At 61.7% G+C, this 19,222-nt stretch carries 18 protein-coding genes and 1 other RNA gene; 4 read left to right on the top strand and 15 right to left on the bottom strand.

Going from position 1 to position 19,222, the window contains the following annotated elements:
- Window positions 1-3 precede the first annotated feature (3 nt).
- The 14 genes from H043_RS0112665 to rsmI form a co-directional block, all read right to left on the bottom strand.
- The gene (locus H043_RS0112665) at window positions 4-978 is read right to left on the bottom strand and encodes a D-alanine--D-alanine ligase (protein WP_027612179.1); all 975 of its coding nucleotides are present in this window, start codon (window positions 976-978) and stop codon (window positions 4-6) included.
- On the bottom strand, window positions 975-2,435 hold the full coding sequence (gene murC, locus H043_RS0112670; RefSeq protein ID WP_007961634.1) for a UDP-N-acetylmuramate--L-alanine ligase: 1,461 nt from the start codon (window positions 2,433-2,435) through the stop codon (window positions 975-977). Before murC ends, H043_RS0112665 begins: the two co-directional genes overlap by 4 nt.
- Window positions 2,428-3,498: an undecaprenyldiphospho-muramoylpentapeptide beta-N-acetylglucosaminyltransferase gene (gene murG / locus H043_RS0112675; RefSeq protein WP_027612180.1), complete on the bottom strand. Its 1,071-nt coding sequence runs from the start codon at window positions 3,496-3,498 to the stop codon at window positions 2,428-2,430. The genes murC and murG overlap by 8 nt, the downstream gene beginning before the upstream one ends.
- On the bottom strand, window positions 3,488-4,705 hold the full coding sequence (ftsW, locus tag H043_RS0112680; protein ID WP_027612181.1) for a putative lipid II flippase FtsW: 1,218 nt from the start codon (window positions 4,703-4,705) through the stop codon (window positions 3,488-3,490). The genes murG and ftsW overlap by 11 nt, the downstream gene beginning before the upstream one ends.
- The gene (gene murD / locus H043_RS0112685; protein ID WP_007961632.1) at window positions 4,702-6,048 is read right to left on the bottom strand and encodes a UDP-N-acetylmuramoyl-L-alanine--D-glutamate ligase; all 1,347 of its coding nucleotides are present in this window, start codon (window positions 6,046-6,048) and stop codon (window positions 4,702-4,704) included. Before murD ends, ftsW begins: the two co-directional genes overlap by 4 nt.
- Window positions 6,049-6,053: 5 nt before the next feature.
- On the bottom strand, window positions 6,054-7,136 hold the full coding sequence (mraY, locus tag H043_RS0112690) for a phospho-N-acetylmuramoyl-pentapeptide-transferase (protein ID WP_025109289.1): 1,083 nt from the start codon (window positions 7,134-7,136) through the stop codon (window positions 6,054-6,056).
- Window positions 7,136-8,503 (bottom strand): UDP-N-acetylmuramoyl-tripeptide--D-alanyl-D-alanine ligase, encoded by a 1,368-nt coding sequence (murF, locus tag H043_RS0112695; protein WP_027612182.1) that lies wholly within the window; start codon window positions 8,501-8,503, stop codon window positions 7,136-7,138. Before murF ends, mraY begins: the two co-directional genes overlap by 1 nt.
- On the bottom strand, window positions 8,496-9,959 hold the full coding sequence (locus tag H043_RS0112700; RefSeq protein ID WP_027612183.1) for a UDP-N-acetylmuramoyl-L-alanyl-D-glutamate--2,6-diaminopimelate ligase: 1,464 nt from the start codon (window positions 9,957-9,959) through the stop codon (window positions 8,496-8,498). Before H043_RS0112700 ends, murF begins: the two co-directional genes overlap by 8 nt.
- Window positions 9,959-11,698, bottom strand: coding sequence for a penicillin-binding protein 2 (locus H043_RS0112705; RefSeq protein WP_177325626.1), 1,740 nt, complete (start codon window positions 11,696-11,698; stop codon window positions 9,959-9,961). Before H043_RS0112705 ends, H043_RS0112700 begins: the two co-directional genes overlap by 1 nt.
- The gene (ftsL, locus tag H043_RS0112710) at window positions 11,698-11,991 is read right to left on the bottom strand and encodes a cell division protein FtsL (RefSeq protein WP_007961627.1); all 294 of its coding nucleotides are present in this window, start codon (window positions 11,989-11,991) and stop codon (window positions 11,698-11,700) included. The genes H043_RS0112705 and ftsL overlap by 1 nt, the downstream gene beginning before the upstream one ends.
- A complete protein-coding gene (rsmH, locus tag H043_RS0112715) occupies window positions 11,988-12,929 on the bottom strand; it encodes a 16S rRNA (cytosine(1402)-N(4))-methyltransferase RsmH (RefSeq protein ID WP_097086287.1) in 942 nt (313 codons plus the stop codon). The genes ftsL and rsmH overlap by 4 nt, the downstream gene beginning before the upstream one ends.
- Window positions 12,930-12,931: 2 nt before the next feature.
- Entirely contained in the window at window positions 12,932-13,387 is a 456-nt protein-coding gene (gene mraZ, locus H043_RS0112720; RefSeq protein WP_003228026.1) for a division/cell wall cluster transcriptional repressor MraZ, read from the bottom strand.
- Window positions 13,388-13,788: 401 nt separating this feature from the next.
- An RNA gene (rnpB, locus tag H043_RS29115) (RNase P RNA component class A) lies at window positions 13,789-14,142 on the bottom strand.
- Window positions 14,143-14,215: 73 nt separating this feature from the next.
- Complete coding sequence (gene rsmI / locus H043_RS0112725; RefSeq protein WP_081730231.1) at window positions 14,216-15,121, bottom strand: 16S rRNA (cytidine(1402)-2'-O)-methyltransferase; 906 nt, start codon at window positions 15,119-15,121, stop codon at window positions 14,216-14,218.
- 177 nt (window positions 15,122-15,298) lie between these two features.
- Between rsmI and H043_RS0112730 the strand changes: the two genes are divergently transcribed.
- The 4 genes from H043_RS0112730 to H043_RS0112745 all read left to right on the top strand — a co-directional run bounded on the left by H043_RS0112730 (window position 15,299) and on the right by H043_RS0112745 (window position 18,745).
- Window positions 15,299-17,110 carry a penicillin-binding protein activator gene (locus tag H043_RS0112730; protein WP_027612187.1) on the top strand — a complete coding sequence of 604 codons (1,812 nt, stop codon included), beginning with the start codon at window positions 15,299-15,301 and terminating at the stop codon, window positions 17,108-17,110.
- Complete coding sequence (locus tag H043_RS0112735; RefSeq protein WP_027612188.1) at window positions 17,110-17,472, top strand: YraN family protein; 363 nt, start codon at window positions 17,110-17,112, stop codon at window positions 17,470-17,472. The genes H043_RS0112730 and H043_RS0112735 overlap by 1 nt, the downstream gene beginning before the upstream one ends.
- 104 nt (window positions 17,473-17,576) lie before the next feature.
- A complete protein-coding gene (locus H043_RS0112740) occupies window positions 17,577-18,170 on the top strand; it encodes a phosphoheptose isomerase (RefSeq protein ID WP_007961622.1) in 594 nt (197 codons plus the stop codon).
- Window positions 18,167-18,745 carry a BON domain-containing protein gene (locus tag H043_RS0112745; RefSeq protein ID WP_007961621.1) on the top strand — a complete coding sequence of 193 codons (579 nt, stop codon included), beginning with the start codon at window positions 18,167-18,169 and terminating at the stop codon, window positions 18,743-18,745. Before H043_RS0112740 ends, H043_RS0112745 begins: the two co-directional genes overlap by 4 nt.
- Before the next feature lie 51 nt (window positions 18,746-18,796).
- Here H043_RS0112745 and H043_RS0112750 read toward each other — a convergent pair whose 3' ends face one another.
- Window positions 18,797-19,210 carry a ClpXP protease specificity-enhancing factor gene (locus H043_RS0112750; protein ID WP_027612189.1) on the bottom strand — a complete coding sequence of 138 codons (414 nt, stop codon included), beginning with the start codon at window positions 19,208-19,210 and terminating at the stop codon, window positions 18,797-18,799.
- Between the last annotated feature and the right edge of the window lie 12 nt (window positions 19,211-19,222).

Below are 19,222 nucleotides of genomic sequence, written 5' to 3' on the forward strand. Positions count from 1 at the left end.
GTCTTAACCTCGCGCCTCTGTGTTACCGGAGCCTTCAACACTGGCGGCCAGAATGGCCAGAACCAGTTGCTGGAAGTCCAGACCGGCAGCACGGGCCGCCATCGGCACCAGACTGTGATCGGTCATGCCCGGTGCGGTGTTCACTTCCAGGAACCAGAACTGTCCGTCGGCGTCCTGCATCACGTCCGCCCTGCCCCAACCGGCAATACCCAGCGCCTCACAGGCCTTGGCCGTGAGATCCATGAGTTCTTGCTCCTTGGCGGCATCCAGCCCGCACGGAATGCGGTACTGGGTATCGTTGGCGATGTACTTGGCGTCGTAGTCGTAGAACGTGTGCGGTGTACCCAGGGCGATAGGAGGCAACACCTGGTCACGCAGGGTGGCGATGGTGAACTCCGGACCTTGAATCCATTGCTCAACCAAGACTTGCGAATCGTAGGTACTGGCCGCTTTCCATGCGTCGATCAACTCGGACGCAGAACTCACTTTGGCCATCCCGATACTTGAACCTTCATGCGCCGGTTTGACGATCAAAGGGAAGCCCAGTTCCGTCGCCGCGGAAATACAATCGGCTTCGCTGCACAGCACGGCGTGACGCGGCGTCGGAATCCCGAGGCTGTGCCAGACCTGCTTGGTGCGCAGCTTGTCCATCGCCAGTGCCGAAGCGAGGATGCCGCTGCCGGTGTAAGGAATACCGGCGCATTCGAGCAGGCCCTGCATCGAGCCGTCTTCACCGCCACGACCGTGGAGAATGATGAACGCGCGGTCGATCTTTTCATTCAGCAGACGCTGCAGAAAATCCTCGCCGACGTCGATCCCGAACGCGTCCACGCCCGCGCTTTGCAGCGCGTCGAGCACAGCGTTACCGGATTTCAGCGAAACCTCACGCTCGGCACTCATGCCACCGAACAGCACGGCGACACGCCCGAAGTCTTTCGGCGCGATGGTGGAGAACAGGTTGGCGTAGGCAGCAGTCATTTCAACTTCCCCTCGACCGACGCCGCCACGGCGCCGGCGAACAATTCACTTTTCAACAGCTTCGGCGCGAGACCGCCGATATCCCCGGCGCCTTGGCACAGCAGGATGTCGCCGGCACGCAGCAGCGGTTTGACCAGCGGCGCGAGGTCGACACCGCGCTCGATGTAGATCGGGTCGAGCTGACCGCGCTGACGGATGCTGTTGCACAGCTTGCGGCTGTCCGCGCCCGGGATCGGCTCTTCGCCGGCCGGATAGACTTCCATCAGCAACAGCACGTTGGCATCGGCCAGTACATTGACGAAATCGTCGTACAGGTCGCGGGTGCGGCTGTAACGATGCGGCTGGTAGACCATCACCAGACGGCGCTCCGGCCAGCCACCACGCACGGCTTTGATCACGGCCGCGACTTCGGTCGGATGGTGACCGTAGTCGTCGACCAGCATCACGTTGCCGCCGTCCACCGGCAGTTCGCCGTAGACCTGGAAGCGTCGGCCAACGCCCTGGAATCCGGACAGGCCCTGGACGATGGCTTCGTCGCTGACGCCTTCGTCGGTGGCGATGCAGATGGTCGCCAGCGAGTTGAGCACGTTGTGGTTGCCCGGCATGTTCACCGACACATCGAGCGGCTCGCGATCCGGGCGCAGCACGGTGAAGAAGGTCTGCATGCCCTGCTGACGCACATTGATGGCACGCACGTCGGCGTCTTCGCTGAAGCCGTAGGTCACGGTCGGACGCTTGACCAATGGCAGGATTTCACGCACCACCGGATCGTCCAGGCACATCACCGCCAAACCGTAGAACGGCAGGTTGTGCAGGAACTCGACGAAGGTTTTCTTCAGCTTGTTGAAGTCACCGTCGTAGGTCGCCATGTGGTCGGCGTCGATGTTGGTGACCACGGCCACCAGCGGTTGCAGGTGCAGGAAACTCGCGTCGCTTTCGTCGGCTTCGGCGATCAGGTAGCGGCTGGTGCCGAGCTGGGCATTGGTGCCCGCCGCATTCAGACGGCCACCGATGACGAAGGTCGGGTCCAGACCACCAGCGGCGAACACCGAAGCGATCAGGCTGGTGGTGGTGGTTTTGCCGTGGGTGCCGGCGACGGCGATGCCGTGGCGATAGCGCATCAGCTCGGCGAGCATCTCGGCACGCGGTACCACCGGGATACGACGCTCAAGGGCGGTCGCCACTTCCGGGTTGGAGGTGTTCACAGCGCTGGAAACCACCAGCACGTCGGCGGTCGCAGCGTTCTCGGCGCGGTGGCCGATATAGATGTGCGCCCCGAACGATTCCAGACGCTCGGTCACCGGCGAAGCCTTCAGGTCGGAACCGGACACTTCATAGCCCAGGTTCAGCAACACTTCAGCGATGCCGCACATGCCCACGCCGCCGATACCGACGAAGTGGATGCGACGGATGCGGCGCATTTCCGGTTGTGGCATGGCTTTCTGATTCTCAACCATGAGCCACCTCCAGGCAGGTATCGACCACGCTACGGGTGGCATCGGGTTTGGCCAGACGGCGGGCCGCTTGGGCCATTTCTTCGAGTCGTTGCGGTTGCATCAAGACCTCTGTCAGGCGCGCGGCAAGGTCCGCGGCACCAGTCGTTCTTTGCGGCATCACGAAGGCAGCGCCTTCACGGGCCAAATAATCGGCGTTGCGGGTCTGGTGATCGTCGATCGCGTGGGGCAAAGGCACCAGCATCGAGGGCAGACCAACGGCAGCCAGCTCACTGATGGTCAGCGCGCCAGCGCGGCACACCACCAGGTCAGCCCAGCCATAGGCCTGGGCCATGTCTTTGATGAACGGCTGCACCTGCGCATCCACGCCGGCGGCGCGGTAGCGCTCTGCAGTCACTTCATCGTGGTTTTTGCCGGCCTGATGAAACACTTCCGGACGCAAATCGGCAGGGACTTGCGCCAGGGCTTCAGGCAGCAACTTGTTCAACGGTTCTGCGCCCAGGCTTCCGCCGAGGATCAGCAAACGCGCTTTGCGACCCGCCAGGGCTGGTCGCGATGTTTCGAGGAACAGCTCGCTGCGCACCGGGTTTCCGGTGGTACGGCGGGTGTCCGACAGAGTAAAGGTGTCGGGGAATGCTTCACACACCCGGGCGGCGAACGGCACCAGCAACCGATTGGCGGTGCCGGCCACGGCGTTCTGCTCGTGAACGATCACCGGCACACCGGCCAGTTTCGCGGCAATACCGCCAGGCCCGGTCACATAACCACCGAAGCCGACCACGCAGACTGGACGCAGCTTGCGAATCACCGCCCGCGCCTGCCACACCGACTTGAGCAACATGAACGGTGCCTTGAGCAGCGACAGCTTGCCCTTGCCACGCAACCCGGTGGCATTGATGCGATGCAGTTCAAGACCTGCAGCCGGCACCAGTTCGTTTTCGATCCCGCGTGGCGTGCCGAGCCAATGCACGGTGTAGCCGCGCGCCTGGAATTCGCGGGCACAGGACAGCGCCGGGAACACGTGGCCGCCGGTGCCGCCGGCCATGATCAATACGTTAGCGCCCATGGTTCGGCTCCTCGGCGAAGTCGCTCTCATGGAACTCCATCTCTTCACTGCCCAGGTGGGTTCGACTCTCCCACTCGATCCTCAGCAACAAGCCAAGGCAGGCGCAGCAGATCACCAGGGAACTGCCGCCATAACTGAGGAACGGCAGGGTCAGGCCTTTCGTCGGCAGCAGGCCGACGTTCACGCCGATGTTGATCAGGAACTGACCGATCCACAGGAACGACAGACCGTAAGCCACATACGCGGCGAAGAACTGCTTGGCTTTTTCGGCCCACAGACCGATGTACATGCCGCGAATACACACGAAGACGAACAGCGCCACGGTGCACAGCGAACCCACCGCACCCAGCTCTTCGGCAAGTACGGAGAACACGAAGTCGGTATGCGCTTCAGGCAGGTAGAACTGTTTCTGCACGCTGTTGCCCAGGCCAACGCCCAGCCACTCACCGCGACCGAAGGCGATCAACGCCTGCGACAACTGATAACCGGCGCCGAACTGGTCGGCCCACGGGTCGGCGAAGTTAGTCAGACGCGCCATCCGGTAGGGCTGCATCTGAATCAGCAAGACCACGGCCCCGACTGCCAGTACCACCATCAGCGAGAAGCGGAACAGCCCGACCCCGCCGAGGAACAGCATCGCCGCCGCAGCCCCCATCATTACCACGGTGGCACCGAAGTCCGGCTCCATCAGCAACAGACCCGCCATGGGCAGCAGCACGATGAACGGCTTGAAAAAGCCCATCCAGCTCTCGCGCACTTCTTTCTGCCGGCGTACCAGATACCCGGCGAGGTAGATCACCACGAAGACCTTGGCGATCTCCGACGGTTGCACGTTGAAGAAGCTGAAACCGATCCAGCGCATCGACCCGTTCACTTCACGGCCGATCCCCGGGACGATCACCATCACCAGCAGACCGAATGCGCCGATCAGCATCATCCAGCCCAGACGCTGCCAGGTGGCAATCGGAATCATCATGGTGATGATGCAGGCACCCAGGCCCAGTGCCACGTAGATCAGGTGGCGAATCATGTAATACAGCGCGCTGCCCGACTGCGCCGCCGCCACTTCGGTGGAAGCGGAGGCGATCATGATCAGGCCCAGGCCCAGCAGCGCCAGGCAACCGGCGAGCATCGGGAAGTCGAGGTCGATGCCACGCCCGGTGATGATCGGCGACGGGTACGGCTTGATGATATTGCGCGGGCTCATGCCAGATCCTCCACGGCGCGGACGAACTGGTGACCACGGTCTTCGTAATTCTTGAACATGTCGAAACTGGCGCAGGCCGGCGACAGCAGCACCACGTCACCCGGCTGGGCGACCGCGCGGCACTGCGCAACGGCGTCGACCAGCGAGGTCGCGCGAATCAGTGGCACGGCGTCACCGATGGCCTCGCCGATCTTGTCCGAGTCGCGGCCCATCAGGATCACGGCGCGGCAGTTGGCCGCCACCGGATCGCGCAGGTCGTTGAACTCGGCGCCTTTGCCGTCGCCACCGGCGATCAGCACGACCTTGCCGTCGATATCCGCACCCAGGCCTTCGATGGCGGCCAGTGCGGCGCCGACGTTAGTGGCTTTGGAATCGTTGTAGTAACCGACGCCGTCGAGATCACGCAGCCACTGGCAGCGGTGTTCGAGGCCGGTGAAGTTACGCAGGGCATCAAGCATGGCGTCGAACGGCAAGCCGACCGCATGGCCGAGCGCCAGCGCCGCGAGGGCGTTCGCCTGGTTATGCGCGCCGCGCACTTTCAGTTCGCGCACTGGCATCAGGTTCTGGAATTCGAAGGCCAGGTATTTCTCGCCGTCTTCTTCGCGCAGGCCGAAGGCCTTGAAATCCGGTTTGTTCAGGCCGAAGGTCCAGCAAGGCTGGCCTTCGCCGATCAGCGGACGACTGAGTGCATCCTGACGATTGACCACGAACTGCTTCGCGCCACGGAAGATCCGGTGCTTGGCGAGGTGGTACGCCGGCAGGCCGCTGTAGCGGTCCATATGGTCTTCGCTAATGTTCAGCACGGTGGCCACTTCAGCGTTGAGCTGGTCGGTGGTTTCCAGCTGGAAGCTCGACAGCTCCATCACGTACAGCTCGACGTCATCGCTGAGCAGTTCCAGTGCTGGCGTACCGAGGTTGCCGCCCACCGCGACGCGTTTGCCGGCCGCAGCCGCCATCTCGCCGACCAAAGTGGTGACGGTGCTTTTCGCGTTGGAACCGGTGATGGCCACGATCGGCGCCCGCGCGTTACGCGCGAACAGCTCGATGTCGCCGGCCATTTTCACGCCACGGGCGGCAGCGGCTTGCAGGGCCGGGGTCGCCAGCGCCAGGCCAGGGCTCACGTAGAGCTCGTCGGCACGGCACAGGAATTCGACGTCCAGCTCGCCACAACGCACTTCCACGTGCGGATAGTCACGCTTGAGCGTGGCCAGTTCCGGTGGATTGTCCCGCGTATCGGCGACGGCAAACGACACGCCCCGGTTCGCCAGGAAGCGAACCAGGGACATGCCGCTCTTGCCGAGGCCGACAACGATGCGGAAGTGGTCAGAAGCGATCAGAGACACTCGTTCTACCTCAGCTTCAGGGTGGCAAGGCCGATCAGCACGAGAATCACGGTGATGATCCAGAAACGGACGATCACGCGTGGCTCGGGCCAGCCCTTGAGTTCAAAGTGGTGGTGAATCGGTGCCATGCGGAACACACGGCGCCCGGTCAGCTTGAAAGAGGCAACCTGGATAACCACCGACAGGGTTTCCATCACGAACACGCCGCCCATGATGAACAGGACGATTTCCTGACGGACGATCACTGCGATGGTGCCCAGTGCCGCGCCCAGTGCCAGAGCACCGACGTCGCCCATGAACACTTGCGCCGGATAGGTGTTGAACCAGAGGAATCCGAGGCCGGCACCGATCAGTGCGCCGCAGAACACGATCAGTTCGCCCGCACCCGGCACGTAAGGGATCAGCAGGTATTCAGCGAATTTCACGTTACCCGACAGGTAGCAGAAGATCCCCAGACCGCCGCCGACCATCACGGTTGGCATGATCGCCAGACCGTCGAGACCGTCGGTCAGGTTGACCGCGTTGCTTGAGCCGACGATCACGAAGTAGGTCAGCACGATGAACCCGGCGCCCAGCGGAATGCTGTAGTCCTTGAGCATCGGCAGGATCAGCGTGGTCTCCACCGGCGTGGTGGCGGTCATATAAAGGAAGATCGCTGCGCCCAGGCCAAAGACCGACTGCCAGAAATATTTCCAGCGGCTTGGCAAGCCACGGGAGTTCTTCTCGATCACTTTGCGGTAATCGTCGACCCAGCCGATGGCGCCGAACAGCAGAGTCACCAGCAGCACGACCCACACGTAGCGGTTGCTCAGGTCAGCCCACAACAGGGTGCTGACACCGATGGAAGACAGAATCAACGCGCCGCCCATGGTTGGCGTACCCGACTTGGACAGGTGCGATTGCGGGCCGTCATTACGAACGGACTGGCCGATCTGACGGTTCTGCAGGGTGCGGATCATCCACGGGCCATAGCACAGCGACAAAACCAGCGCGGTCAGCACACCGAGGATCCCGCGCAGGGTCAGGTACTGGAAGACCGCGAAGCCTTTGTAGAACTGTTGCAGATACTCCGCTAGCAGCAGCAGCATTAATGTTTCTCCAGACTGGACCCGCACAGAGCCGCAACGATGTTTTCCATCGCTGCACTGCGCGAACCCTTGATCAAAATGGTGGTGTTTGTGTCCTGCTCGGCGTCGAGGGCGTGGATCAGTTCGGCTTGCGTGCCGAAGTGATGCGCCTCTTTACCGAATGCGTTCACGGCGTGGACCATGTTCGGCCCGACCGCGTAAAGCGCGGAAACCTTGCCCCGGGCGTATTCGCCCACGTCGCGGTGCCCCTGCTCCGCCCAGTCGCCCAACTCGCCGATATCTCCGAGCACCAGGACGGTGCGGCCGGAAAAGCCGGCGAGTATATCAACGGCCGCGCACATGGAGGTGGGGTTTGCGTTGTAAGTGTCATCGATCACGCGCATGCCGTTCTTCGCCAGTTGCGCGACGGTGCGACCCTTGACCGGTTGTACTGCGCCAAGCCCGGTGGCAATGCCGAACAGCGACACGCCCAAGGCGTGAGCGGCAGCGGCGGCAGCCATGGCGTTGGCGACGTTATGGGTGCCGAGCAGGTTCAGTTGAACGTGCTCCACACCTTCAGGTGTATGCAGGTTGAAGGCCGGGCAACCCCGGGCATCGGTGCTCAGGTCGCTGGCGTGGAAATCTGCCTGAGAATTGCTCAGGGAGAAGGTCAGCACTTTGCGTGCGCCGGCGCGGAGCTTCCAGATACCAAAGGCCTTGTCATCGAGGTTGAGCACAGCGACGCCATCCGCCGCCAGCCCGTCGATGATCTCGCCTTTGGCTTCGACGATTTTTTCCGGCCCGCCGAACTCGCCAACGTGGGCGGTGCCAGCGTTGTTGAGGATCGCCACGTGTGGCTTGGTCAGCCCGACGGTGTAGGCGATTTCGCCCAGACGCGAAGCGCCCAGTTCGATTACGGCGGCGGTGTGTTCCGGGGCCAGTTCGAGCAGGGTCAGCGGTGCGCCCAGATCATTGTTCAGATTGCCGCGCGTCGCCAGCACCGGACCGCGGGTACGCAATATGCTCGCGAGCATTTCCTTGACCGTGGTCTTGCCGCTGGAGCCAGTGATGGCCGCGACTGGCTGGGTGAATGCGGCACGGTTCAACGCACCCAACTGGCCGAGGGCCTGGCGGGTGTCCTTGACCAGCAGTTGCGGCAAGGTGCTGTCGACGACTTCGCGCTCGACCAGTGCCGCCACCGCGCCCTTGCCAGCGACGTCGTTCAGATAGTCGTGACCATCGAAGCGCGGACCGGTCAGGGCAATAAACAGTTGGCCAGCGGTGATCGCACGGCTGTCGATGCTGACGCCATCAAAACTGGCGTCGCTGCTGATCAGACGGGCGTCGAGCACGTTGGTCAGTTCGCTCAATGTCAGGGCCTTAAGCATGGGCCACCTCCCACGCGGTGAGGGCATGATCGGCCTCGACCAGATCGGAGAAAGCGTGCCGCTCGCCGTTGATTTCCTGATAGTCCTCGTGACCTTTACCGGCCAGCACGATCACGTCATCCGCCGAAGCGCCAGCGATCAGTTGCGCAATCGCCTGACCACGGCCGGCGACGAAGGTGACGTTATCCACAGCGCTGAAACCGGCGCGGATGTCGTCAAAAATCTGCGCCGGGTCTTCCGTGCGCGGGTTGTCATCGGTGACCAGTACGCGATCAGCCAGACGCTCGACCACTTCGGCCATCAGCGGACGCTTGCCACGATCACGATCACCGCCACAGCCGAACAGGCACAGCAACTGGCCTTTGACGTGTGGGCGCAATGCAGTCAGAACTTTTTCCAGGGCATCCGGGGTGTGGGCGTAATCGACCACCACCAGCGGCTGAGTGCCGCCACCCAGACGCTGCATGCGTCCGGCCGGGCCTTCGAGTTTCGGCAGCACCTTGAGAATTTCGTCGAGAGCATAATCCAGACCGAGCAAGGCGCCGACCGCCGCCAGTACGTTGCTCAGGTTGAATCGACCGAGCAGCGTGCTGCGCAGATGATGTTCGCCCTGCGGCGTGACCAGCGTGGCGCGTACGCCGTGGTCATCGAACTGCGCTTCACGGCAGAACAGGTAGGCGCTGCTGTCGAGCAGGCTGTAGGTGATCAGGCGCGAATCGCGTTTTTCGGCGGCCAGTTGCCGACCGAAATCGTCGTCGAGGTTGACCACGCGGCACTTCAGGTCATTCCAGGCGAACAGCTTGGCCTTGGCCTCGGCATACGCCTCCATGGTGCCGTGGTAATCCAGGTGATCGCGGGACAGGTTGGTCATTACCGCGACGTCGAACGCCAATGCGGTAACGCGGCCCTGGTCCAGACCGTGTGACGAGACTTCCATGGCCACGGCTTTGGCCCCGGCCTTTTTCAGGTCGCCCAAGGTTGCTTGCACGGCGATCGGATTCGGCGTGGTGTGCAGGCCGCTTTCCAGCGCGCCATAGAAGCCGGAGCCCAGCGTACCGACGATGCCGCAGTGCTGACCGAGCAGATCCAGTGCCTGCGCGACCAGTTGGGTCACGCTGGTCTTGCCGTTGGTGCCGGTGACGCCGATCAGGTTCAGGTGATGGCTCGGTTCGCCATAAAAGCGCCCGGCGATGTCGGACAGCTGCGCCGCCAAGCCTTTGACCGGAATCAACGGCACTTCGGTGATCGGCAGCACGGTGGCGCCTTCCACTTCATAGGCAACCGCCGCCGCGCCGCGCTGCAAGGCATCGGCGATGTGCGCACGGCCATCGAACTTGCCGCCCGGCACGGCGAGGAACAGGTCACCCGCGCGTACGTTGCGGCTGTCCAGCGCCAACTCACGGATCAGCAGATCGTGGCCGGCGTGGGGGAATATCTTGTTCAGACTCAGAGACATCAGCCGCGCCCTCCATTGGCTTTCAGCGGAACGACCGGGGTAGCGTTGGCCTGTTGAGTGGTCGGCAGGTTGTCCGGGGTCACGTTCATCAGACGCAGGGTGCCGGACATCACACGACTGAACACCGGCGCCGACACCAGACCACCGAAGTAACCGGCCTTGGACGGTTCATCGATCACCACCACGATGGCGTAACGCGGATCGCTCATCGGGCCGAAACCGGCGAACAGCGAACGGTACGAGTTTTCGGCGTAGCCCTTGGTGCCCACCGACGTTTTACGTGCAGTACCCGACTTGCCGGCCACGTGATACGCCGGCACCTGCGCACGGAACACGCCGCGCGGTGCTTCGATCACTTGTTGCAGCATGCCTTGCATGGTTTTCGCGACCGCTTCCGGCAGTACCTGGGTGGTCTGCGGCGGCTTGTCGGTTTTGATCAGGGTCAGCGGTGCCAGACGACCGTTGTTGGCCAGCGCCGAGAACGCGTGCACCAGCTGGATCGCCGTCACGGAAATACCGTAGCCGTAAGACAGCGTCGCAGTTTCGGCCTTGCGCCATTCACGGTAATTCGGCAGGTTGCCGACGCGCTCGCCCGGGAAGCCGAGGCCGGTGTCCTGGCCGAGGCCGACTTTCTGTGCGAGGCGGAAAATGGTTTCGCCACCAATATCGAACGCAACCTTACTCATGCCAACGTTACTGGAATTGATCAGGATGCCGGTCAGGTCGAGTACCGGACCTTCGGTCTTCGACACGTCCTTGATGGTGTATTTGCCGATCTGCAGGGAGCCCGGGTACACCTCGACGGTGTCGCTCGGTTTCCAGCGGCCGGTTTCGATCGCGGCACTCATCGAGATCGCTTTCATGGTCGAACCCGGTTCGAACACGTCGATCATCGCGCGGTTACGCATCATCGCCGGCTGCAGGTTGCGCCGGTTGTTCGGGTTGTAGGTCGGCTGGTTGACCATGGCGAGAATCTCGCCGGTCTTCACGTCCATGATCACCAGGCTGCCGGCCTTGGCGCCGTTCTCGATGATCGCGTTGCGCAGCTCGCGGTTGGCCAGGTATTGCAGACGCAGGTCAATCGACAACGCCAAGGGCTTGCCGGCCTTGGCGTTCTTGGTGACCTGGACATCCTTGATCAGCCGACCGCGCCGATCCTTGATGACCTGCCGCTTGCCCGGGACACCGGCCAGCCACTCGTCGTAGGCCAGCTCGACGCCTTCACGCCCGTGATCGTCAATGTCGGTAAAGCCGACCATGTGCGCGGTGACTTCACCGGCCGGATAGAAGCGGCGGAATTCTTCGATGCCGTAAACGCCCGGCACTTTCAAGTCGAGCACAGCCTGGCCCTGCTCGGGGGTCAGCCCGCGCACCAGATAAATGAATTCTTTGTTGGCCTGGGCTTCGAGACGCTCGGTCAGGGCTTTCGGATCCTGCCCCAGCGCAGCGGCCAGCGCCGGCCACTTCTCTTTGGCGGTCTGCATTTCCTTGGCGTTGGCCCACAGCGTAGTCACCGGGGTACTCACGGCCAGAGGTTCGCCATTGCGGTCGGTGATCAGACCACGGTGAGCAGGAATCGGAATATGACGCAGACTGCGTGCGTCGCCCTGACCTTTGAGGAAGTCACGGTCAACCACTTGCAGGTCGATGATGCGCCAGCAGATCGCCGCAACCATCACGCCCAGCAGTGCCACCATCAGGCGGAAGCGCCACGGAAAGAGTGCCCCTTCGAGTTTCATCATGGCGCCACCATCTTCACGTCAGCCGCGCCAGGGATGTGCATTTTCAGTTGTTCAGTGGCCAGCACTTCGATGCGGCTGTGCGCAGTCCAGGTGCTTTGCTCGAGAATCAGGCGCCCCCACTCGGCCTGCGCCTTGTCGCGCACGCTGAGTTCGTTATAAAGATTGTTGAGCAACTGCCGGTTCCAGTGCGCGCTGTAAGACACGCCGATGGCCGACACGAGCACGCCGATAAACAGCAGCAGCATGATAAAGCTGCCGCCCGGCAGGGGCTTGGCGAAAAGCTTGCTCACCGCAACTTCTCCGCGACACGCATGACAGCGCTACGGGAACGTGGGTTGGCTTTGAGTTCGGCGTCGGAGGCCGTCTGCGCTTTGCCGTGGATTTTGATTTTCGGTTCGAACGCCACGTGGCGCACGGGCAGGTTGCGCGGCAGGTTGTCGGCTTCGCCTTTTACCAGCTTGCGCATGAACAGTTTGACGATGCGGTCTTCCAGCGAGTGGAAGCTGATGACCACCAGACGGCCACCGATTTCCAGAGCATCCAGGGCGGCTTCGAGGCCGGCTTCCAGATCGCCCAGTTCGTTGTTGACGTGAATGCGCAAACCCTGGAATGCACGGGTCGCCGGGTTCTTGCCCTTCTCCCACGCCGGGTTGGCGACTTTCAAGACTTCGGCCAGATCAGCGGTGCGCTCGAACGGCTTGATGTCGCGGCGCTCGGCCACGGCACGGGCCATGCGCCCGGAGAAACGTTCTTCGCCGTATTCCTTGAACACCCGGGCGATTTCTTCTACCGGCGCGGTGTTGACGAACTCGGCGGCGCTGATGCCACGGGACGGATCCATGCGCATGTCCAGCGGGCCGTCGTTAAGGAAACTGAAGCCGCGTTCGGCGTCGTCGAGCTGCGGCGAAGACACGCCGAGATCGAGCAGGATACCGCTGACCTTGCCGCTCAGACCTCGCTCGGCAACCACCGAACCCAGCTCGGCAAAGCTGCGCTGCACAACGACAAAGCGGCCGTCTTCGGCCGCTAGCGTTTGCCCGGTGGCAATCGCTTGTGGATCTTTGTCGAACCCGATGAGTCGACCGTCCGTCCCGAGCTGGCTGAGGATCAGCCGACTGTGCCCGCCGCGCCCGAACGTACCGTCCAGATAGCAGCCATCAGGACGTACGGCGAGAGCCTCGACGGCTTCGTCAAGCAGTACGGTGATGTGGTTAAAGCCGCTATCAATAGTCACAGGATCAAATCACGCAGTTCGTCAGGCATGGCGCCCGGTTGTTGAATAGCAGCAAGGTCAGCGGCAGACACCGCGTTCCATGCATCCTCGTCCCACAATTGGAACTTGTTCAGTTGGCCCACCAGCATCGCTTTCTTATCAAGCTTGGCGTATTCGCGCAGACGCGGTGGAACCAGAAAACGACCACTGCCGTCGAGTTCGAGGTCGACGGCATTACCAATCAATAAACGCTGCAGGCGACGGTTCTCTTCGCGAAGCGAAGGGAGCGCGCGCAACTTGGTTTCAATGATTTCCCACTCGTCGAGCGGGTAGACACACAGGCACGGATCAACGGCATCAATGGTCACGATCAATTGGCCGGAACTACGCGAAACGAGCTCGTCACGGTACCGGCTCGGCATGGCGAGACGGCCCTTTGCATCGAGACTGATAGCGTTAGCTCCGCGAAACACGTCAGCGTTTCTCCAATTTTTATCGTTTTGAGCTCAAAAAACCCACTTCATGCCACTTTCCGCCACTTGCGCACACTATAGGAATGCGCCCACCACACCGTCAAGGCGCGGATCAAAGGAAAACCCTTACAGAACGGAGATTTAGGAGCTTAAAAGGAGGGGTAACGACAATTTGGCGGACACTTTTGACCAATAACTTGATGCAGCACTGAAAGCTGCGCTCGGAAGTTAAAGTAATTTGTTAAGAGTAAGATTTTTTCGGTATTACAAAAGCGCTTCTGCTGTTGATTGAAGCAAGGTGGGAAATGGCTATTACTGCATTTGCCGCTGCCGGACTTTAGCGCAGGCCTGCCGATAATAACCAGCCCTGATGCCATTGATTCAAGCAGGGAAAGAAAAAGGTGGAGAGTCGATCTGTAAGCCGGGTTCTGTCTTGAACAGTCATTCGTCTACGATGGCCATCACTGGACATCTTTAGCAACCTACCCGGTCCCAGCGCGGGCCACGCCTTGGGACCCTATTTGGTCTTGCTCCAAGTGGGGTTTACCTAGCCACGAACTGTTGCCAGACGTGCGGTGCGCTCTTACCGCACCTTTTCACCCTTACCGGCGCCGAAGCGCTTAGGCGGTTATTTTCTGTGGCACTTTCCGTAGGCTCACGCCTCCCAGGCATTACCTGGCACTTCGCCCTATGGAGCCCGGACTTTCCTCCCCCCCCTAATTTTCATAGAGGGCAGCGACTGTCCGATCGACTCTCCGCCGCGCAGGTTAACGGCAGAGCGCCCGAAGAACAAGCGCTAATAGCCGTGAAACCCGTCTGCGCGACGGGTTACCCGCCCTTCTGCTGCTCCAGTGCGACCTGATACAGGACGTTTTTGCGCTCGCCAGTGATTTGCGCGGCCAGGGCGGCAGCGCGCTTGAGCGGCATCTCTTCGAGCAGCAGATTGAGCACGCGCATCGCCTCGCCGCTGACCGCATCTTCAGACTCCGGTGCAGACCAGCCCGCCACCAGCACCACGCACTCGCCGCGCTGCTGATTGCTGTCGGACTCGACAAATGCACGCAACTCAGCCAGCGGCAAGCCTTTGAGGGTCTCGAAGGTTTTGGTGATTTCCCGGGCCAGCAACGCCTGACGCTCGCCACCGAACACCGCTTCCATGTCCTGCAGGCATTCGAGAATACGATGCGGGGCCTCGTAGAAAATCAGCGTGCGCGACTCTTCCTTTACCGCTTCCAGGCGCGCCTTGCGCCCTACCGACTTGGCCGGCAGGAAGCCTTCGAAGATGAACCGGTCGGAGGGCAGGCCCGCCGCCGACAGCGCCGCGATCAAAGCACAGGCACCCGGCACCGGCACCACATTGATCCCCGCCGCCCGCGCCTGACGCACCAGATGGTAACCCGGATCGGAAATCAGTGGCGTCCCGGCATCGGAAATCAGCGCGACGTTATCGCCCGCCAGCAAACGGGTAATAAAGCGGCTACCTTCATCACGTTCGTTGTGTTCGTGGCAGGCGGCCAACGGCGTGGCAATGCCGAAGTGCTGCATCAACCGCGCCGAGTGCCGTGTGTCTTCGGCGGCGATCAACGCCACTTCGCGAAGGATTTTCAGAGCCCGGGCGCTGATGTCGTCCAGGTTGCCGATGGGCGTCGCCACCACATAAAGCGAGCCAGCAGCGGAATTCAAAGGACCTGGAGCAGTCAAAGCGCACACCTCGTGTTCGGTAAAAGCCGGCATTGTAGCGCGTCACGAGGCTTGCGAACCGTATGAGCCAAGCGCGGTTTTGCACGCAGTTGTGCGCCGCTGCAACATTTACTCCAGCTAAATTGATTGATTCACGCCAGTAACATCGCGCCCCGGCCAGTGCTTGGGTACAATTCCACGCTAATTTGATCGAGTATCAGGAACACTTACATGATCGCTTGCCTGCGGCTGTTCACTGCCCTCTGCCTCGCTGCCTTGCTGGCGGCCTGCGCCAGCTCCCCTTCCTCCAGCCTTGGCGAACTTCCACGGACTCCGGATGCCAGCATCGAGCAACTGCTCGAACAGGCTACCCAGGCCAAGACGCCGGAAAAAGCCGCGCTGTTGCGCTTGAGCGCGGCAGACCTGGCATATCGCCAGGGCAACGCCGGCCAGTCCGCGCAGATCCTGCAACAAGTGCCGATGGAGCAGTTGAAGCCAGGCCAGCAGATCTTCGCCAGCACCCTGTCCGCTGAACTGGCGATGACCCGCAATCAGCCGAAAGCTGCGCTGACAGCCCTGAGCCATCCAAGCCTGCAGCACCTGAGCGAAATGCCGGAAGATCAGCAAGTGCGCACCGGCACCGTGCATGCCCGTGCACTGGAAGCCGACGGCCAGACCCTGGCGGCCGCTCGCGAGCGCATCTTCATCGCGCCAATGCTCAAAGGCGAAGCCGCGAGCAAGAACCACGAAGCGATCTGGATCCTGATCGCCTCGCTGCCGACCGATCAGCTGCAACCCAACACCGCCGACGATCTCGGCGGCTGGATGGGTCTGGCCCTGGCCGTGAAAACCGCCGGCACTCTGGAACAGCAGCAAGCGGCGATCGATGCCTGGCGCGCACAAAACCCGAAACACCCGGCGGCAATCAACCTGCCGCTGCCACTGACCAAACTCAAGGAACTGGCCAGCCAGCCCCTGAGCAAGATCGCCCTGCTGCTGCCGCAAGACGGCCCACTGGCCTCGGTCGGCAAGGCCCTGCGTGAAGGTTTCATGGCGGCGCACTATCAAGCGCAACAGGCCGGCCAGAAGCCGCCCGCCATCGAGTTCTACGACAGCTCCAAGCTGACTTCGATGGACGAGTTCTACCGCAAGGCTCAGGCTGACGGCGTGCAACTCGTGGTCGGCCCGCTGGAAAAACCGCTGGTCAAACAACTGAGCACCCGTCCGCAACTGCCGATCACCACCCTCGCATTGAACTACAGCGAAGGTGATCAAGGTCCGGCGCAACTGTTCCAATTCGGCCTGGCGGCTGAAGACGAAGCCCGCGAAGTTTCGCGTCGTGCCCGCGCCGACGGCCTGCATCGCGCGGCGATCATGGTGCCGAAAGGCGAATGGGGCGACCGCGTACTGCGTGCGTTCAGCCAGGACTGGCAGGCCAATGGCGGCAGCATCGTCGCCACCGAACGTGTCGATCAGCCGGTGCAACTGGCCCAGCAGATCGCCGACATGTTCCAGCTGCGTCAGAGCGAAGCCCGCGCCAAGAGCCTGCAGAACGCCGCTGGCACCAACGTAGCCGCGCAGCCGTCGCGTCGTCAGGACATCGAGTTCATCTTCCTCGCAGCCACCCCGCAACAGGCGCAGCAGATCAAGCCGACCCTGAACTTCCAGTACGCGGGCGATGTTCCGGTGTACGCAACGTCCCACGTCTACAGCGCCAGCGGCGATGTGAACCAGTACAACGACATGAACGGTGTGCGCTTCTGCGAAACCCCGTGGTTGCTGGAAGCCAATGACCCGCTACGCCAGCAAGTCACCGCGCAATGGCCACAAGCGGCCGGCAGCCTCGGCCGCCTGTACGCCATGGGCGTCGATGCCTACCGTCTGGCACCGCGCCTGGGTCAGTTGAAGGCGCTGCCGGACAGCCGCATCGAAGGTCAGTCGGGCAGCCTGGGCATGACCCAGACCCAACGCGTGGTGCGTCAGTTGCCATGGGCGCAGTTCGTCAACGGTCAGGTTCAACGCCTGCCGGACACCCCGCGCTGATGCCCGACGGCTCCCACCTGCAAAGCGGCAAGGATGCCGAACGCCAGGCGCTCGAGCATCTGCAACACCACGGTCTGCGCCTGCTGGCGCAGAACTGGTCATGCAAACGGGGCGAGCTTGATCTGGTCATGCTTGATGGCGATACAGTAGTATTCGTCGAAGTCCGCTACAGAAAAAACACTCAATGGGGTGGCGCGCTCGCTAGCATCGATGAGCGCAAACGGCAGAAACTGATTTTCGCCGCACAGTATTTTCTTCAGCGTGAGTCACGCTGGGCCGATTCCCCTTGCCGCTTCGACGTGGTGGCCATCGACAGGCACCCGGATCAGTTGAACTGGTTGCAGAATGCGTTCGATGGTTGATTCTCTGCACACCACCCCGGACACTTTCACCGACAATTTTTGCTCTTTGCTTTGCGGGCTGCACATTCACGTGCCGAACAGCCGCGCTACTTAAGGTCACACAGATGGACATGCAATCCCGAATTCGCCAGCTTTTCCAGGCCAGTATCGACACCAAGCAACAGGCGATGGACGTACTTGCACCGCACATCGAGCAAGCCAGCCAGATCATGGTCAACGCCCTGCTCAACGAAGGCAAAATGCTTTCGTGCGGCAACGGTGGCTCTGCCGGCGACGCCCAGCACTTCTCCTCGGAGCTGCTCAACCGCTTCGAGCGCGAACGCCCGAGCCTGCCAGCCATCGCCCTGACCACCGACAGCTCGACGATCACCTCGATCGCCAACGACTACAGCTACAACGAAGTGTTCTCCAAGCAGATCCGCGCACTGGGTCAACCAGGCGACGTATTGCTGGCGATTTCGACCAGCGGTAACTCGGCCAACATTATTCAAGCGATCCAGGCCGCACATGATCGTGAAATGATTGTCGTAGCATTGACTGGCCGCGATGGCGGCGGCATGGCTTCGCTGCTGCTGCCTGAAGATGTCGAGATTCGCGTGCCGGCCCATGTCACTGCACGTATTCAGGAAGTCCATCTGCTGGCGATCCATTGCCTCTGCGATCTGATCGACAGCCAACTGTTCGGGAGTGAAGAATGACCCCTAATCGCCTTGGCCTTCTGGCCTTGACCCTGTGCCTCGGCATCAGCGGCTGCACCTCGGTGGTGAATGCCAGCCGTGAAGCGCCGATTGAAGACGACCGCGGCACCCGAACCTTCGGCAGCAAAATCGACGACTCGCTGATCGAGACCAAAGTCGGCGTCAACGTGGCCAAGGCCGACCCAGGCCTGGACAAGGACTCGCATATCGTCGTCACCAGCTTCAACGGCGTGGTGCTGCTCGCCGGCCAGACGCCGCGCGAAGACCTCAAGGCCAAGGCTGAACAGGCCGCCGCCAACGTCCAGCGCGTGAAGAAGGTGCACAACGAGCTGCAAGTGATTGCGCCGTCGAGCTTCCTCGCCCGCCAGAACGACGCCTGGCTGACCACCAAGATCAAGACCCAGATGCTGACCGATGCCAGCATTCCCGGCTCGCGCATCAAGGTCGTGACCGAGAACGGTATCGTCTATCTGCTGGGCCTGCTGACCAAGCAGGAAGCCCAACAGGCGACCAACCTGGTGCAGAGCGTTTCCGGTGTGCAGAAAATCGTGAAGCTGTTCGAATACATCGACTGATACGCGACGAGCAGATACAAAAAAGGCGATCCATCCGGATCGCCTTTTTTATTACTTCACCACTTTCAAGCTTGGCCGGCCGCTTGGTCGCGGCGGCTCGCTGCCCGGTGGCGGCAAGTCGTCATCCGGCTCGATATCGTCTTCGTCATCCATCGGCGACTCGAGATCGAACACCATGCCCTGCCCGTTCTCCCGGGCGTAGATGCCCAGAATCGCGCTGATTGGCACATACAGACTGTGCGGAACGCCACCGAAGCGACCCTCGAAGGTCACCACGTCGTTGTCCATGTGCAAGTGCCGCACGGCGCTGGGCGAAATGTTCAGGACAATTTGCCCGTCACTGGCGAAGCCCTGCGGCACCTGCACTGCCGGGTATTCGGAATTGACCAGCATGTGCGGGGTGCAATCGTTATCCACAATCCACTCGTAGAGCGCGCGGACCAGATAAGGTCGACTGGAGTTCATAGCGGCTCCTTA

Origin of the sequence: Pseudomonas sp. URIL14HWK12:I6 (assembly GCF_000514195.1) — a bacterium.
Lineage (GTDB): Bacteria > Pseudomonadota > Gammaproteobacteria > Pseudomonadales > Pseudomonadaceae > Aquipseudomonas > Aquipseudomonas putida_A.

Bases quoted from the DNA above. Each gene is read 5' to 3' on its own strand.
- ftsW (WP_027612181.1), bottom strand. From the start codon at position 4,705: ATGAGCCCGCGCAATATCATCAAGCCGTACCCGTCGCCGATCATCACC.
- H043_RS0112740 (WP_007961622.1), top strand. From the start codon at position 17,577: ATGGACATGCAATCCCGAATTCGCCAGCTTTTCCAGGCCAGTATCGAC.
- H043_RS0112705 (WP_177325626.1), bottom strand. From the start codon at position 11,698: ATGAAACTCGAAGGGGCACTCTTTCCGTGGCGCTTCCGCCTGATGGTG.
- H043_RS0112700 (WP_027612183.1), bottom strand. From the start codon at position 9,959: ATGTCTCTGAGTCTGAACAAGATATTCCCCCACGCCGGCCACGATCTG.
- H043_RS0112665 (WP_027612179.1), bottom strand. From the start codon at position 978: ATGACTGCTGCCTACGCCAACCTGTTCTCCACCATCGCGCCGAAAGAC.
- murF (WP_027612182.1), bottom strand. From the start codon at position 8,503: ATGCTTAAGGCCCTGACATTGAGCGAACTGACCAACGTGCTCGACGCC.
- H043_RS0112730 (WP_027612187.1), top strand. From the start codon at position 15,299: ATGATCGCTTGCCTGCGGCTGTTCACTGCCCTCTGCCTCGCTGCCTTG.
- murC (WP_007961634.1), bottom strand. From the start codon at position 2,435: ATGGTTGAGAATCAGAAAGCCATGCCACAACCGGAAATGCGCCGCATC.
- murG (WP_027612180.1), bottom strand. From the start codon at position 3,498: ATGGGCGCTAACGTATTGATCATGGCCGGCGGCACCGGCGGCCACGTG.
- H043_RS0112750 (WP_027612189.1), bottom strand. From the start codon at position 19,210: ATGAACTCCAGTCGACCTTATCTGGTCCGCGCGCTCTACGAGTGGATT.
- mraY (WP_025109289.1), bottom strand. From the start codon at position 7,136: ATGCTGCTGCTGCTAGCGGAGTATCTGCAACAGTTCTACAAAGGCTTC.
- H043_RS0112745 (WP_007961621.1), top strand. From the start codon at position 18,167: ATGACCCCTAATCGCCTTGGCCTTCTGGCCTTGACCCTGTGCCTCGGC.
- H043_RS0112735 (WP_027612188.1), top strand. From the start codon at position 17,110: ATGCCCGACGGCTCCCACCTGCAAAGCGGCAAGGATGCCGAACGCCAG.
- rsmI (WP_081730231.1), bottom strand. From the start codon at position 15,121: ATGCCGGCTTTTACCGAACACGAGGTGTGCGCTTTGACTGCTCCAGGT.